This is a genomic window from Psychrosphaera sp. B3R10, from assembly GCF_018861025.1.
GTDB classification, from domain to species: domain Bacteria; phylum Pseudomonadota; class Gammaproteobacteria; order Enterobacterales; family Alteromonadaceae; genus Psychrosphaera; species Psychrosphaera algicola.
Genome location: NZ_JAHKQH010000009.1, coordinates 121,204 through 137,176, shown reverse-complemented (window position 1 = coordinate 137,176; position 15,973 = coordinate 121,204). Strand labels below are relative to the sequence as shown.

Here is a 15,973-nt window from a genome sequence, read left to right as displayed (position 1 = left end):
GGAATATCGAACATGATGTTAAATTTCACCAAAATGCACGGCTTAGGTAATGACTTTATGGTTGTTGATGGCGTGACACAAAATGTGTTTTTGTCACCGGATCATATTAAAAAGTTAGCCGATAGAAATTTTGGTATTGGCTTCGACCAATTGTTGTTGGTCGAACCGCCTTATGACCCAGACTTAGATTTTCATTATCGAATATTTAACGCTGACGGAACGGAAGTGTCACAGTGTGGAAACGGCGCTCGTTGTTTTGCTCGCTTTGTGCATTTAAAAGGCCTAACCAATAAAACGGCGATTAAGGTCAGTACAAAATCTGGCAATATGGTGTTGTACCTCGAAAACAACAACCAAGTTACTGTAAACATGGGCCGTCCGATATTAGAACCCAAAAAAGTGCCGTTTACTGCACAGCAACAAGAAAATACTTATTTGCTTCGCAGTAACAACGACACGGTAATGTGTGGTGTCGCCTCTATGGGTAACCCGCATTGCGTGGTAATTGTCGATGACGTAGACACCGCATCGGTTGAAGATCTCGGTGCTCGTTTAGAATGCCATGAACGGTTCCCAGAAAAAGCCAATATTGGTTTTATGCAGATCCTGTCCCGTGACCACGTTAAATTGCGTGTTTACGAACGAGGTGCAGGTGAAACACTGGCTTGCGGCAGTGGCGCATGTGCCGCTGTGGTCGTCGGGCGAATTCAAGATTTACTAAACAGTAAAGTTCAAGTAGATTTACCAGGTGGCACATTACATATTCGATGGCATGATGAAAACTCACCGGTCAAAATGACTGGACCTGCAGAATATGTTTTTGATGGACAATTACATTTATGAGTAAAGCGTTGACACCTAATTTTGACGAGTTGGAATTGGATGCTGAATTGGTAAAAGAATACCTACAGCAAAATCCCGACTTTTTTCTCCAGCATCCTGAGCTAGTGACTCAGTTAAAAATCCCCCATGTAGCAAAGGGGGCGATTTCTCTATTGGAAAAACGTCAAGAGGTACAACGCGATAAAATTACGCTGATGGAAGAAGAATTAACCTCATTAATGGGCCATGCCCGTGCCAATGAGATTATTTTTAAAGCGATTAGCCAAATCTATATTTCATTGGTTGGTTGCCAATCGATTAGTGATTTAGAACAGGCGGTTAATAAAGTCTGCCAAGAGCATTTGTATTTAGTGCAATTTAGGTTGCTGCAACCTGAAGACGAAGCTTACTTGCACCTACAAGCTAAATTAAATTCCAAAGGCACGTATTTAGGTCGCCTTAAAGCCGACCTAATGGACGTTGTTTTTGATCAACCCGCTGGCTCGGTTGCATTAATAGAAGTTGTGCACGAGTCTGAAGATGACGAGCAAATTTTTGGTATCGGAGCGTTTGCAGCAAAGCAACACGACCATTTCCAACCACACATGGATACATTTTTTATCCGTGAACTCGCGCGGCTTCTCAGTCAGCACTTTGTGCATTTAGTACGTGAATAAGATTGAGTTAAACTCAGACACGCTCCCCACAGAGTTGGTTGACCTAACCACTCGATATTTACAATACCTCAAGTTTGAACGCGCTTATTCTGACCATACCGTTAGCAATTATAGCCATACATTAATAAGTTTAATGACGTTTTCTGCGGAAAAAAACCTTGTTCGCTGGCAAGATATTGACGATACGTTGTTGAAGCAGTGGATTGGTCAGTTTAAACGAGAAGGATTAAAGGCTAGTTCGATCCAACTTCATTTGTCTGCGGTTCGTGGCTTGTTTAAATATTTGGTGTCAAAGCGCGAGATTGCAATAAATCCAGCCGACTTGCTGGTTTCTCCTAAACAAGATAGACCGTTACCTAAAAATTTAGAAACCGATGAAGTGCATCACTTATTGTCGTTTATTCCGGAATCAGATATTGAATTTCGCGACAAAGCTTATATGGAACTATTTTATTCATCTGGGTTACGTTTAGCTGAATTGACCGGGTTAGACGTTGTCGATGTTGATGTGCAAGAATGTATGGTTAAAGTCACTGGTAAAGGCAACAAACAACGAATCGTGCCTGTTGGCAGCGTAGCGATTAACGCGATTGTTGACTGGATAAAAGTACGACCAAGCTTAAATAAACACAATATCGATGCGCTTTTCATCAGTAAGCTGGGTAACCGTTTAAGCGCGAGACAAATTCAACAGCGATTAAAATATTGGGGTCAAAAGCTTGGAATGGCCAATACGGTCCACCCCCATAAATTACGTCATTCCTTTGCTACGCATATTTTAGAATCAAGTGCCGATCTGCGTTCAGTGCAAGAATTATTAGGTCACGCAAATTTAAGTACAACACAAATTTATACACATTTGGACTTTCAACATTTAGCCAAAGTGTATGATCAGGCACATCCAAGAGCAAAAAAGTCTAACTAAATTAGAAAACTAAGCTGTAAATTTGACTAACCAGCCTATAATTTAGAAATAGCAACCCTCGTAAGGTGCTCAAGTGATGGCCATAAATAATGGATGAGAGTGTAGATTAACTAGTATTAATGTACCGTTGGCGATTACCGAAATTGTCAATAATATGTCCGGAACTAAGAGATGTAGGATCAAATGGAACATATTGGGTTAAACAAAATAACAAACTTCAATGAGCTTAATGTATTAGTTATTGATGACAATATATTGGTTCACGACCTTATAAAACATACCTTCTATGATATGGGTATTGTTAATGTGCGTTGTGCCGAAAATGCGTTTTATGGTTTAAGACTGTGTACCGAAATGCAATTTCATATCGTGATCTGTGCGTTTAATGTAAAAAGTGATAAAGATGGATTTCATATTTTAGAAGAAATGAAATTTAAAGGCTTTGTGACTAAACAAACCGTACTGATATTTTTAAGTTCTGAAACAGACGAAACCTTAGTTAATAGTATCGCTGAATTGCAACCTGATGATTTTTGGGTTAAACCTCTAAACGCAAAAAATGTAACGACTCGCTTGAGTTATATTCTGGATGTTAAGCGTAAGTTATTTAATGTTTTTGAATGCATTGATAATGGCGATTTTAGTAAGGCAATTTATTACGCTGAACGACATATTAAAAACCCTGAACTAAAAAAATACCACATGAACCTCAGACGCCTAAAAGGTGAATGTTTGTTGTCGTTGATGGAATTTGTGGATGCGGAAGAATATTACCGTGAGTTACGTCAAAAATATAAAATGTCTTGGGTCTACCTCGGTTTTGTAAATGCGTTGTTAAAGCAAAATAAGATCGATGAAATTGATCAGTTGCTTGACTCAATGACCCACAGAGTGGACACCCGATTTGCGACCTACGACCTTTTAGCGCAATACTATGTTGACAATGAAGACTATGTAAAAGCCTACGATGAAATTAAAAAAGCGGCTGAGTTAGCGCCGAGAAATATCGCAAGAAACAAAAAAGTTTGGGATTTAGCACGACTGAATCATGATCAACGTGAGCAGTACCACGCAACGGTTAACATGGCTAAATTTGCTAAAAAGTCAGTTCACGACTCCCCTGAGTTACTTCTAAATGTGATCCGTTCAGCCATCGACTTGGCAACGTCAGTTGATGTGCATGAGTCGCTAGATTTATTGGGGAAAGCCGATAAATACATTCATCAACTCGAAGTCGATTACGAAGATGCGGGGCATTTTAAAGAGCAACTGATTGTTGCAAGAGCTCGAATATTTAATGCTAGAGAAGAAAAGCAAAAGGCGCTTAGGTTAGTTGAAATGCAAGTTTCGCCTAGACCAAATATGTCAGTAGAGGACAATTTGGACAAGGTAAAAGTTTTCCACGAACTAGGTATGCGAGAAGAAGCCCTAGCGTTACTTGAGGCGGTGAAAAAGCAAATTGCCTGTGATTCATTAGCCGGTGCAGTTACAAATAAATTTGTTGAGCAAGAAGCGGAAGAAAAAGCGGAAATTCATTTTACCCCTAAGCAGTTAAATAGCATGGCCGTAGAGTTTTTCAAGCGCAAGAAAATGGCACCAGCGTTAGATTCATTGCATAAAGCACTAAGGCTCACGCCTAGGAATATCAAGGTGGCTTTAAGCTTGTTAAAGGTTATCCAGGCAATACATCGCTCTGAAGGGTTGGATTTAGACCAGAAAGAACTTGCTAAAAGTACATTGCAAATGATTGACAGTGGCGAGCTCGAAGATAAACAAAAATTGCACTATGACGAAATACGAGCGGAGTTAGGACCAATTGTATGTGTTGATGAAGCCGGTGATGTTGAAGAGGGTGATATCGTCACACCAATCTAACTAGGAAAGACCTTAGTGTTACCTTTGATTATCTCTTTAGACGTTAATAGTCGCAGTAATTGAGCATCGTTACTGCGACATAACTATTGGTAAATGCAGTGCCACTTTCGCACCACCGTATACAGACTTAGAAATTGCCATTTGGCCGTCATGTTGCTCTGTCACACGGCGAACGACTGCAAGTCCAATTTGGTGATGTTCCGGAATAATATCGTCATTCGAAGATGTCTGATCCCATCCTAAACCATCGTCTTCAACAGCCAACAATAACGTTTTATGCTCTACGCTGGCAGTTATCCATATATTATGTTGGCAGAATCGAAGGGCATTGCTCACTAAGTTCGTTATCGCCCGGGCAAGCAGTTTTATATCCGCATTAATTACTATTCCTTCTGCAATGTTTAAATGAATAGTGCGATCTTTATCTTCAATAAATACTTCGGTTAATGCTTTTACTTCGCGAAGTAATTCGGTGGACGTTATATTAAGCGGTTGCTCCCGGTATTCATTTTTTGCAAGCCGCAGATAATCATAAATATTCGCTTCAATATCGTTAAGATTATTTTCAATTTGACCTTTCGACTGTGCAAGGGTTTCTTGTTTGCTCATATGGTTGATAAACTTCAGCCGAGCAAGGGGCGTTTTTATATCATGACAAACGGTTTCCGCCATTTCCGCCTGAAAGCGATTTAGGTGCTCAATCCGTGTGGTTAAGTTTCTCAGTGACTCCGCAAGAGGTTGTAAATAGGAACGAGAACTTAGGCTAAACTTGGGGAACTTCCCAAACTTGATCTCATCAAGGGCACTGTTGCGTAAAATTTCAATGTCGTTGAATAATGACCGACTGAATAGAAATAGAATAAGGAACAGCAAAAAGTAAAATAAGTAAACAAGGTCTAGAGTAAACTCAGCAGACGCCGGCCAATCTATCCGGTTAATGCAAAGTAACTTATCGCTATTGTCGGTAAGACATAACATTCTTTTGCCTTGGCTGTCGGTCAATTCAAATAGCGGCTGCTCATTTGTTGGTAATGCGCCGGCCCAGTATTCAGCAGGATATTCAACAAATAAAGCACCGTCACATGACGATTTTGACTGCGCATCGCATCGAATCGGCCGATTTTTAGCTGTAAGCTGTTGAACGTTTTGCAACACAAGTGCGGCGTCAATTACTGGCGGTTGATCACTTTGGGCTGATTCAAAAATTTGGTCGACACTAAATATCAGCAACAACAAAGTGATAGCTAAAGCGAAATAGAATCGTAATAAAGGGTTATTGACCTTCAATGTGATCATCCTTTGACAAGTAATATCCTTCACCCCAGGCGGTAATCACATTCCAGCTCGGGTCGATTAATTGCAGTTTTTTACGAAGCCGAGATGCTCTGCCATCCATTGCGCGGTCGATACCGTCGTATTCACGACCAAGATGGTGCTGAAACAACCATTCGCGACTGACTACGTGTCCAAACTGAGCCAGTAAAGCGGTTAACAACCTAAATTCAGCAGAGGTTAGATTTAACTTTTCGCCATTTAGGTAACTTGTTTTAGAGTTTGTATCTAACGTCAGGTTACCCATTTGAAATAAAGTTTGCTGGGGTTTAACTTGCCTATCCAATTTGAAAAACACATTTATTTTTGCCAGCAATAGTTCGGGGTTTATCGGTTTAACTAAATAGTCCTCAGCCCCTAACTCATAACCTTTTAATTGGCTTTTTGTGTCAGTCAGGGCTGTCATAAATAAAATAGGGCCGGCAAACTCTGCGCGGACTTCTTGTACAAATTCGAAGCCATTTTTGCCCGGCAGATTAATGTCGCAAAGTAACATGTCAAATTGTTGCTCGGGCAATTGTTTTAGCGCCGTATGGGCCTGACTAAAGTGAGTCACAATAAACCTCTGGTCTTGCAAATAGGCCTTTATCAAACGAGCGAGTTCAAGGTCGTCTTCTAAAATTAAAATATGACGTTTCATTAAAATAAACTCCAGCTTAGCCGACGTTTTTTTAAAGCTGGGCGCTCTGCACTTAGTAGTTTTATTGTGTGACTGTCGACTTGTTGGCTTGTTTTGGCATCCACTAATTGAATAGTGGTGTCGCTGTAAAGTTGGATGCTGAGGTGGATGTTTTCTACTGATTTAGCGCATTGGATTTGGTGTTCATGGCCGGATATTTTTAGGCAGGCGGTTTTGTTATGTCGCCAACTTATTGTCAAATCGACATTACAGATGGGATCGGTTTGATATAAGCAAACTCTGGGCAGTACGTCGAAAGTCGCATCAGCACTAAAAGACTTAAGGCTATTGAGGGTAATAAATACACAAAGTAATTTGCCTACGGCATCCATATTAATCCCATAAACATAATATCGTGATGTTGTTTAACGATATGAATACTGCCGTCAAAATTTGAAGGCATCCACTCTCGGCGCGCATGGAGCAAAATGCGGAGTTCCTCATTGAGCTTCCAACTCGTTTCTAGTTTAAAGGATGGTAGCCAACTCGCACCGGGCAAAAATTGATAACTACCAGTGGTGTCTGCATGGGTTACACTAAAATAGTAATCGCTGTATTTCTTATCTAAATAACGAATGCCCGCGGTCGTCGCGATGGAAAAATGTTCTGTTTGGTATAGCCCTCGTAATTCATTGGAAAACTCATACCCGTTATGAACCGAAGTGATGTCAGTATGCATCGCTGATTTGAATTGAAAATGCTCAGAATGCCAAAATACACTGGCACCTGCGAGGTAGCTTGAACGACGAGTTTGTGGTGTTAGTAAATCTTGTAACGGTGTATTAAAGGGGGCGTTTAGAGGCAGATCGGGGTTTGCCATTATCCCTCTTAATAATGCATCTGATATCGAATCGCCGCGAAACAAGAGTGAATCAAAACTCTGTTTGCTGGTTAAATCGAATGACCAATCATTTAATTCGGCAAAGTTATAACCTAAATCTAGGTTCTCAATATAGAAGTTGTTGTGGTAATAAGACCAACGAGGCAGCAAGTAAAAATTTTGCTCGCTTCCGCCGGCCATAATCGAAGAATATGAACCATAACCAATCGCAATACTGGCACTTAATTGTTCCTCATCCGCTTTTACACAAAAACCTAGGGAAATAACCATTGTTAAGCTAATGGCAAAGTGGAGCAACGTTTTCATAAAAAAATGGTACCTAAATAAGTTCTATCAATTTTATATCAAATCCAAACCTATAAAAGTATCGCTAATTATTGATCTGTACACTTTTGCACTCTTTTAAAAATAAATTCACGTTATAACCGCTTAACGAATGAGCAACTCCAAGGCGCTCATTCCAATAAATATTATAGAAATAGTATATAAATTTCGGAGTTAATGTGAAAAATAGCAAAATAGCAATAACTGCTTTGTCGGTGCTTTATGGTTTGGGGTTAGCAGCATCAGTTGATGCAGCGCCATCAAACAAAACATCGGCAAATGGGGTAATACAACAAGTCGATTTAACAACAATAAAGAAACGGAATCACACAGTTCCAAATTCTCTAAACAGAATTAAAACAATGCCAGGGGCTAGAAATCAATTAATAAATAATGCCTCTGCTAAAAGTAAATTTGCCCAGGTAGAACCTCATGATGGCAAACGAGCGTACATTATCCAACTGAAAGATCAACCAATTGCCACCTATACCGGCAATATCAAAGGCTTGCCAGCAACCGCGCGTAGCACGATTGCAAATGAGTTAACGGCTAAGCAAGGTAATGTGAAACGGGCAAGAAGTAACAGTCCGGCAGCCAATGCTAAAACAATAGATCAGATCCAGCAAACCCGCACACAAGCCTACAAAACGTATCTGACTTCTAAAAAACAACTGGTACTTAATAACGTTAGAGCCAAAGGCGGTGACGACAAAGTCCGTGCAGATTATTTTAGTTCGTTAAACGGCATGTCGTTAAATCTAACGTACAACGAAGCGTTAAATCTAGCGGAAATGAAGGAAGTTAAACTTGTTCAACCTTCAAGAATGTTGCAGTTACATACTGACACTGGGCCGCAATTTATCGGTGCTGATAAAGTGTGGGCCGGTCAAACGTCAACAGATGTTGGTTACAAAGGTGAAGGCATCATCGTTGGTATTATCGATACCGGAATTAATAGTGACCATGTGGCGTTTGCCGACATCGGTGGTGATGGTTATGACCACACAAATCCTTTGGGCACTGGCGTTTATTTGGGTGATTGTGCCGACGGAACCGTGCAATGTAACGACAAGTTAATTGGTGTCTATTCGTGGCCTGTTATTACCGATACATATGGTGATCTAGCGCCTGCTACCGGTGAAGATTATCAAGGCCATGGCTCTCATACTGCGGGGACTGCGGCTGGTAATTACGTTGAAAACGTACCGTTATTGTCAGCATCGTTAGGCGACGGAGATGGGGTGGAAAAAGGTTATACTTTTGCATCTACATCAGGTGTTGCGCCCCATGCCAATATCATTTCGTACCAAGCATGTGAATTAGCGGGCTGTCCAGAAGAAGCATTAGTATTAGCGCTCGAACAGGCAATTGAAGATGGCGTAGATGTTATTAATTTCTCGATAGGTGGGGGAGAACCATTTCCGTGGGAAGACGCTACTGAACTTGCGATGTTAGCGGCGCGCGAAGCGGGTATATCCATCGCAGTTTCTGCGGGTAATGCCGGTGGAGATGATAACAACACTTACTTTGCTAGCCTGAGTCATTCAGCACCTTGGTCTATGGTTGTTGCGGCGTCGACCCACGACCGAGTCATTGATGTTAATAATAGTATTTTGACCTTAAGTGGTGGTCTTAATGTTCCTTGGATAGATGTTAATCCAGACGCTGATTGGCCAGATGGTATTGCTGGATATTCCACAACTGGAATTGAAAATGGCACCCCTGTTGTTGCTGTGGATTACGGTGACGAGTTATGTCTAAATCCATTTGCGGAAGGCACATTTACATCTGACCAAATCGTGATTTGTAAACGAGGTGAAAATGCTCGCGTTTCTAAAGCTTACAATGTTATGGCTGGTGGCGCAGGTGGTTTTATCTTATATAACGATTTATATAATTGGGAAGGCACAGAACAAGAACTCGGTTTAATCGACGATACATTCCCACTACCAGGTTTGCATGTTGGACGATCAACCGGTGAAAGCATAATTAGTTGGATTAATGATGGTGGTGAAGACCACAAAATGTCAATTAGCGCAGGTTCAGTGGACGTTTTCCAAGATGATTCGGCAGCTGATATTCTAGCTGGCTTTTCTTCCTTAGGGCCGTCAACAACCTTTAAGCATCACATGTCGCCGAATATTTCGGCACCAGGTGTTAATATTTTAGCGCCATACGCGGATGAACATCCATTAAACCCTGACTCAGCTTTGTCGCAAGACTGGACGGTTATCAGTGGTACGTCGATGGCCAGCCCACATGTGGCTGGTGCTATGGCATTAGTACGCCAAGCTAACCCAGATTGGACCGCAGCTGAAGTGCAGTCTGCATTGCAAATGACGTCGCAAAATACGGTTCGTAGAAATGTTGAACCAGATATTGCACCTGAAGGTTTACCGGCAACCGTACATCGCGCAGGCTCGGGCCGTATCGATGTTGCGGCCGCAGTCAAAGCCGGTTTGATAATGGATGAAACCGTTGAAAACTTTGAATTGGCTAATCCCGTGGAAGGTGGTGATGTACGCCAACTTAATTTACCACAATTAATGGATTCTAATTGTCGTGGTGGTGTTTGTTCGTGGCTTAGAACGGTTACGGCAACCGAAGATGGTACATGGACTATTACCGAGGGCGATTGGGTCTATGACCGTTGGACGTCACTTTATGAAGGCGAAATAAATATACAAAACGCCAAAATGGAATTCTACCCGTCGACATTCACCTTAAAAGCGGGTGAGTCACAAAGTATTATTGTTAAAGCTGATATTAAAGATGTTCAATATCAGTATGATACGCGACTTACTGGTTCGGGTGATTACGAAGGTCTGGAGTTATGGAACAACGTTTACCTAACATCTAGTAACGCCACTACGCCAGATTCTCACTGGCCAGTATCAATTAACTTTGACCGCAAAGGTATGCCTGAAAACGTAAATGTTACCGTCAACCGCGACCAAGGTGCATACCATGTTGCCAACCTACCAATGCCAGTAACAAGTGATATTGCTTATCTTGGTCACGGTCCGGTGAAAGCGGATGTTACGGAAATTACGTTACCGCAGGACAACAATCACAAACCTATCTATTCGGGTCCTTCAACCGACTGGGAAGGCAATGAAGTTCTAAGTACTGAGCATTACAAAGTTGATTTAATTGATATTCCTGAAAACACCGCGCGTTTTGTTGTTGAAGTGTTGGGGCATGAAGCTGGACCTGGTGTGCAGGAAAATGTCGGTAATGTTAATGGTTCACTGGCAATTCATATTGGTATCGATACAGACGGTAATGGTTTACCAGATTTTGATAACGAATGGGTTTGTTCGTCAACGACTCAAATCGAATTAAACTACTGTAGCTTAACTAAACCAAATGCCGGTCAATATTGGGTAGTTTACTCAAATACCTCTGCCAATATGTATGACTGGGCTGTTGAAGACATTGAGTTTTTTGAAGAGTGGTATGGATTTTCACCAGACTTACTAAAAGATACTTATTCCATAGCTACGGCAGTAGTTCCGATGGACCAAAATAACTTGAGCGTAACGGGCCCTGCGGCAAATACGGAAGCGAAAATTGGCCTAGATCTATCATGGGATTTGGATGATTTAGTCGAAGGTGACGTAGCTTACGGCGCATTTGAAATTGGCTCGAATAATGTTTCTAATGCATACGGCTTTGTACCACTTCGCTTAGAGCGAGGCCCAGATGACGTTACTATCACCAATAAAAACCGCGCTCGTGGTGGTGAAACGCTAGACGTTAGTGTCCATGTCGTACCGAATAATACTGGGATGGATAGAGATATTGATCTAAGTTTATCTTTACCAGAAGGTGTGACGTTGGTAGAAGGCTCACTTAACGTAAATTATCCTGAGTTAGCACCTGGGTTAGTTATGGATGGCAATGTTATTCGACTAACCGGGACACAACCTGATTCGTCCAATTGGGCTCGTTCTTATAAGGTTACAACAAGTGTTGAAGATGAACTTTGTCAGGTACCTAACTATGGTAGCAATGACAGAGGTTTTGTTGGCCTTTACGAAAATTATGGATTTACACCAGAAGTTGGTGGGTCTTCTATCGATTGGGCTGGTTCATGGAATGATGATTGGACTGAGTTTAGTAACCAATTTGAATTACCGTTAAGTCAGTTTTGGGGCGAAGACGGTCATATTAATTTGTTTAACAATGAGTCATACCGTAAATACTCAAACCTTTACTTGTCACCTCAAGGGTTTGTTTCATTTGATAATGCGTGGTCAGGAAGTCAACACGCTGTTAGTCAACCGTTCCCTTATCTAATGAACCCTTATGCGCCATTTATTGGTGTGTTGTGGAAAGGTCAAACGTTACCAGGCGCAGGCTTTAATCAAGTCATTGAAGCACTATCTACGCCATTAAATATTGACTATGGCGATCCTTCAAAAATGTCTGGGATGATGGTTGCCTATGCCATTGACGAAGCGAGTGAACAAGACGATATTATCATTGAGTGGTTAAATTCACGCTCGGAAAGTATTGAAGCAAGTTGGTTTGGTGAAAATATCGTGCCAGACAGCGAACGTGACGACCGCTATACATTTAATTTAATCCTACATAATGGTAATCGCTTTGGTGCAGGTCAGTTTGAAATTATCATGGCATACGGTGGATTAGATTACGCAGATGTGGGTGATTACGGCTCGGTTGGTCTACATGGTAATTACGGCCCAATTGATATCTTTGGTTTTCCATTTGGTGAAGAGATTGGGGTTAACTATGCTTACAACGACTTGAGCTCTAAATTACAAGAGAACATGGCCGTTTGTTACGACTATACAGGACCTGAAGCGAGCCAGTTTGATGTTTCATTCCAAGTACGCGTATCTGAACTTGCAGCGGGCAAAGCGCTTGATATCGAACTACAAAGCCATGTATCGGGAATGGGCGATGTTTCTATAATGTCACCTGTTGAAGTTGTTGGTAACTTAACGGTACCTCAAATGAATGACTTAGAAGTTGATGAAAACGGCTCAGTTGATTTACTTGTCGCTTATGTCGATTCTGACATTAACCCTAACGTGATATCAGTTGAAGGTGAGCACATTAGCGCGGTTGTTCATGGTCATCAAATTGGTTCGAAGGTTACAATAACCCCAGAAGCCAACTGGTATGGTGAAACTGAAGTTATGGTGAAAGTTGCTGACAGCAGTAATCCTACAGACATGGGTTACTCGACCTTTATGTTAACCGTGGTTTCTGATGGTGTGGCACATGTATTAGGTTGTATGGACTCAACAGCAACTAACTATGATGCTGAAGCAACAGAAAGCAACGATAGCTGCCAGTATGCCGTCGCTAAACAAGAAAAAGACAGTAAAGGAGGCTCAATGGCATTTTTATCTTTGTTATTAGTACCATTACTTATGTTTAGAAGACGCACTAAGTAAAACGTTCGTTTTGATAATCAAAGGTTTTCCAAATTGGAAAACCTTTTTTTTGCTGATTTTTATCCTTAATCAGGTATTCCGCGCAGCCATGTTTTAAAAATCGTGACTTTGCAAAACTTGTTAGCAAAAAACCGTTGGACTATAGCGACAAACTCGCTAAAGTATCACACAACAAGATGTGTGCCTCTGATTGAGGTGTGACTGTCGATAGGGAATATCAGTTGTAGCGAGTTCAAACAAGGAATGTTTTTAAGGTAACTTAATACGCCAATATCAGCATTCCTCGATTTGTACTCCTTAGCCAACAGAGTTTTTCTACTAGTTCAGCGTTTTGTTTAACTTAAATAGGGTGTTAATTTACAAGGGTTTGTATGAAAAATTTAGTGTTTTTAGTGGTGTTAATGTTTGTTTCTAGCGTGTCATATGCGAGCTCTATTGAAAGCTTCAATAATATAGAAATAAACCCACATAATGATTCCTCGCATAAAGTTACTGCGACAATCCATCTTATCGTAGATTCACCATTTGGACAGGCGGAAGATACATTGGCCGCAAGAGAAATAATTGCTATGGCTTTGAGTAATTTGACGTTAAAAGAGTTAACTCTCAATGGCGTCGAGACAGCGAAACACCATATTTTGAAGCAAGTAAAATCGGGTGGTTTTATTGATGGTAGCAATGTTAATAATGTCTATGTAACCGATTTGTTTGTTACCTTTACTGGGGCTAGTCACACCACGGTACTATCAAGGTCAGGTAAAAAATCTGGATAATGTAAGGGAGTTAGTGGAGGGGAATTCCTCCGTACTCGGCAGGACACTCTGAATATCGCTTAAGTTCAACTAATTTTACAAGCTAAGGAATGTCTAAAACGACGAGACAATTAAATATGAACTTGTCTGCATTTTATTAGATATGCTTGCAGTTATTACTGATTTGGCAGACTTAGTTTGAATTAATGTAACCACTTATTTTTAATAGCCTGCCACTGTTTTTTACCTAGGTCAGACCTTAGCCAACGGACCATAATATTGTTAAGCTCAGGGCTCGCTTTAGAGGTAAGAATGCTTCTGTAAAAAGGCGTACCGTCGCCATTTAAAATATAAGTCTTTTTTGAAATATCGGGGTTGTTTCGTTTCATAAACCAATATGATTGCAACCCAATGATGCCAACATCAGCTCGGTTTTTTAATAACATATCCGCGACCAAGGATTCATGTCTAACATTAAACCGAGTGAAATTATGTTGGCTAGCTCCGTCTTCAAAATTTACGTAAACATACCCTCTGACACCAACAATGACTTTACCATTGAGCGATGAAATATCTTTGTAGACTAAATCTTTATCATTGGTTATGTAGAGTTCGCTATCAAGCATTAAATTGCTAATCCAATCATATTTTGACTTTTTGCGATCGTTTACCCAAAGAGGGTTGGTCCACAACAAAGCACCGCTTTTTTCGTTGAGCATTTTGAGTGCTCTAATTTTAGGTACATAAACCACCTGAAAATGATACGTTGGGGCAAAAGCTTCTAGTGAACGAGCTAAGTCGTAACTCATACCAATTTCTTTTTCTTGATCGAGAATAAAAGGGGGCTTATCTATGTAAGTAAATAGATCAAAAGGTTTTTTGTGTTCGAACGCAAACGCATTAAATACCAAGGTATTGGTCAATATAATCAAGATAAGTTTTAGCATGCTCCTCCCTAATTCAATACTACTTGCCATTGTTATTAGTAAAGATAGCAACTTTACTCTATTACTCTGGTGGTTGACGTACAAAACTGTAACAAAGTTTTTAACAAAAAAAAGCAATGACATTGCCATATGTCGGTCTTTAAATGATCCTATATATCACCGACTAAATATCATTAACAAAGCGTCCATTTTACTTAATTGGCGTTACCATCATTGTTTTTAAATCTTTTGGCGCTGTTTCGATTGGCGAGTTTAAATAAACTTCGTAATCTTTTGCTTTTTTATTGTTTTTTAACTTAGCGAACCGCATATAGTTGATCAAAGTAACCCAGCCATTTGGAATATGGTAATAACTGCCAGTATGGATCACTTCACAGGCTTTATGTGGCGGTTGTTCACCTTCTACCATACCTTGCGGCAGCGTAAAGTCTGGCCGTTGTTTATAGCCAAAGGCAGCTATCATATCGCCTTGGTTTTTGACTAAATCAAATTCGTTGACGATAGTGGCTACAAAGTCGGGTTGTGGTATGTCCATAGCATGGAGTTTTTCAAAAGCTGGACCAACCGCTTCACTTACCTTGTTAGCGGCAAATGTACAGGCACAGCCTGCATAATAAAAACCATCTTTATGCACTACACCGGTGATGTCGACTTTGGATGTAACAACGCCGGTTTCAATAAACTCTTTGGCCATTTTTAGACCACGTTCATAATCGCCACCAACATAAACCGACATCATTTTTTTCATAAAAAACATAAAGAAAGGCAGTGTACCTTGCATGGCCCATGTAACTTTTGTCGCGTCATTACCTTCGCCATCAGTAATGGTTTCAAATTGAAATTGGGTTTTAGAATGGCTTTTCCATGGTGAAATAAAATGCAGATCAAATTCGATACTCTTATCCGCTTCTTTATTGATAATTTCTATAGTTCCAGAGCCAATACGTTCGCCATTCCATGATTGCTTGTGACCTAATTCCCCTTTGTTTCCTTCAACCTTAATTGGGCATGTGGGCTCTTGAATTATCCACGGCGACCATTTGTCCCAGTCATTAAAATCACCCAGGACATCAAATACGCTCGCAACGGGCTTATTGATAACTATTGTGCGGTCTAATTCAAATGGGATAGAAAACATAGGGCGTTGCTCCAATAATTGTTTTTTTTAGATTAGTGCAAATTTTTTGTTATTGCATGTTATTTATAAAGATTATCTGGTTTGATTGGTTTCTATTACGTTGTAGCACTTTGCACAATGAGTAACTCATTTAGCGATAGTGAAAGGTGGTGAAAACGAAGATTTAATTGCAGACCTTTTATTATGAGAGATGACGTTCTTTTCAAAGTCAGCAACGAACGTTTAGCTAGTC

12 protein-coding genes are annotated in these 15,973 nt (G+C 40.6%); 6 read left to right on the top strand and 6 right to left on the bottom strand.

Annotation, left to right across the window (positions count from 1 at the left end; genetic code table 11):
* Positions 1 to 12 precede the first annotated feature (12 nt).
* The 4 genes from dapF (at position 13) to KO525_RS04255 (ending at position 4,299) form a co-directional block, all read left to right on the top strand.
* Complete coding sequence (gene dapF / locus KO525_RS04270) at positions 13 to 843, top strand: diaminopimelate epimerase (RefSeq protein ID WP_215962547.1); 831 nt, start codon at positions 13 to 15, stop codon at positions 841 to 843.
* Complete coding sequence (locus KO525_RS04265) at positions 840 to 1,499, top strand: DUF484 family protein (protein ID WP_215962546.1); 660 nt, start codon at positions 840 to 842, stop codon at positions 1,497 to 1,499. Before dapF ends, KO525_RS04265 begins: the two co-directional genes overlap by 4 nt.
* Positions 1,492 to 2,424: a tyrosine recombinase XerC gene (gene xerC / locus KO525_RS04260; protein WP_303522621.1), complete on the top strand. Its 933-nt coding sequence runs from the start codon at positions 1,492 to 1,494 to the stop codon at positions 2,422 to 2,424. Before KO525_RS04265 ends, xerC begins: the two co-directional genes overlap by 8 nt.
* 183 nt (positions 2,425 to 2,607) lie before the next feature.
* Entirely contained in the window at positions 2,608 to 4,299 is a 1,692-nt protein-coding gene (locus tag KO525_RS04255; protein WP_215962545.1) for a response regulator, read from the top strand.
* 69 nt (positions 4,300 to 4,368) lie between these two features.
* Here the strand turns inward: KO525_RS04255 and KO525_RS04250 are convergent, their stop codons facing one another.
* The 4 genes from KO525_RS04250 to KO525_RS04235 are packed head-to-tail and all read right to left on the bottom strand — an operon-like array spanning position 4,369 to position 7,457.
* Positions 4,369 to 5,586, bottom strand: a complete 1,218-nt coding sequence (locus tag KO525_RS04250; RefSeq protein WP_215962544.1) for a sensor histidine kinase KdpD — start codon at positions 5,584 to 5,586, stop codon at positions 4,369 to 4,371.
* Positions 5,573 to 6,271: a response regulator transcription factor gene (locus KO525_RS04245; protein ID WP_215962543.1), complete on the bottom strand. Its 699-nt coding sequence runs from the start codon at positions 6,269 to 6,271 to the stop codon at positions 5,573 to 5,575. The genes KO525_RS04250 and KO525_RS04245 overlap by 14 nt, the downstream gene beginning before the upstream one ends.
* Complete coding sequence (locus KO525_RS04240; protein WP_215962542.1) at positions 6,271 to 6,642, bottom strand: DUF3019 domain-containing protein; 372 nt, start codon at positions 6,640 to 6,642, stop codon at positions 6,271 to 6,273. Before KO525_RS04240 ends, KO525_RS04245 begins: the two co-directional genes overlap by 1 nt.
* Positions 6,630 to 7,457, bottom strand: a complete 828-nt coding sequence (locus tag KO525_RS04235; protein ID WP_215962541.1) for a MipA/OmpV family protein — start codon at positions 7,455 to 7,457, stop codon at positions 6,630 to 6,632. Before KO525_RS04235 ends, KO525_RS04240 begins: the two co-directional genes overlap by 13 nt.
* A gap of 197 nt (positions 7,458 to 7,654) precedes the next feature.
* Here KO525_RS04235 and KO525_RS19855 point away from each other — a divergent pair, with 197 nt between their 5' ends.
* Together KO525_RS19855 and KO525_RS04225 are read left to right on the top strand one after the other, a co-directional pair.
* Positions 7,655 to 12,904: a S8 family serine peptidase gene (locus tag KO525_RS19855; protein ID WP_215962540.1), complete on the top strand. Its 5,250-nt coding sequence runs from the start codon at positions 7,655 to 7,657 to the stop codon at positions 12,902 to 12,904.
* A 371-nt stretch (positions 12,905 to 13,275) separates the two neighbouring features.
* Complete coding sequence (locus KO525_RS04225; protein ID WP_215962539.1) at positions 13,276 to 13,677, top strand: hypothetical protein; 402 nt, start codon at positions 13,276 to 13,278, stop codon at positions 13,675 to 13,677.
* Between the two features lie 182 nt (positions 13,678 to 13,859).
* On the opposite strand, the gene KO525_RS04220 is transcribed toward KO525_RS04225, so the two are convergent.
* Both KO525_RS04220 and KO525_RS04215 read right to left on the bottom strand, forming a co-directional pair.
* A complete protein-coding gene (locus KO525_RS04220; RefSeq protein WP_215962538.1) occupies positions 13,860 to 14,603 on the bottom strand; it encodes an ABC transporter substrate-binding protein in 744 nt (247 codons plus the stop codon).
* A 190-nt stretch (positions 14,604 to 14,793) separates the two neighbouring features.
* A complete protein-coding gene (locus tag KO525_RS04215; RefSeq protein ID WP_215962537.1) occupies positions 14,794 to 15,741 on the bottom strand; it encodes an SRPBCC family protein in 948 nt (315 codons plus the stop codon).
* Positions 15,742 to 15,973: the final 232 nt, after the last annotated feature.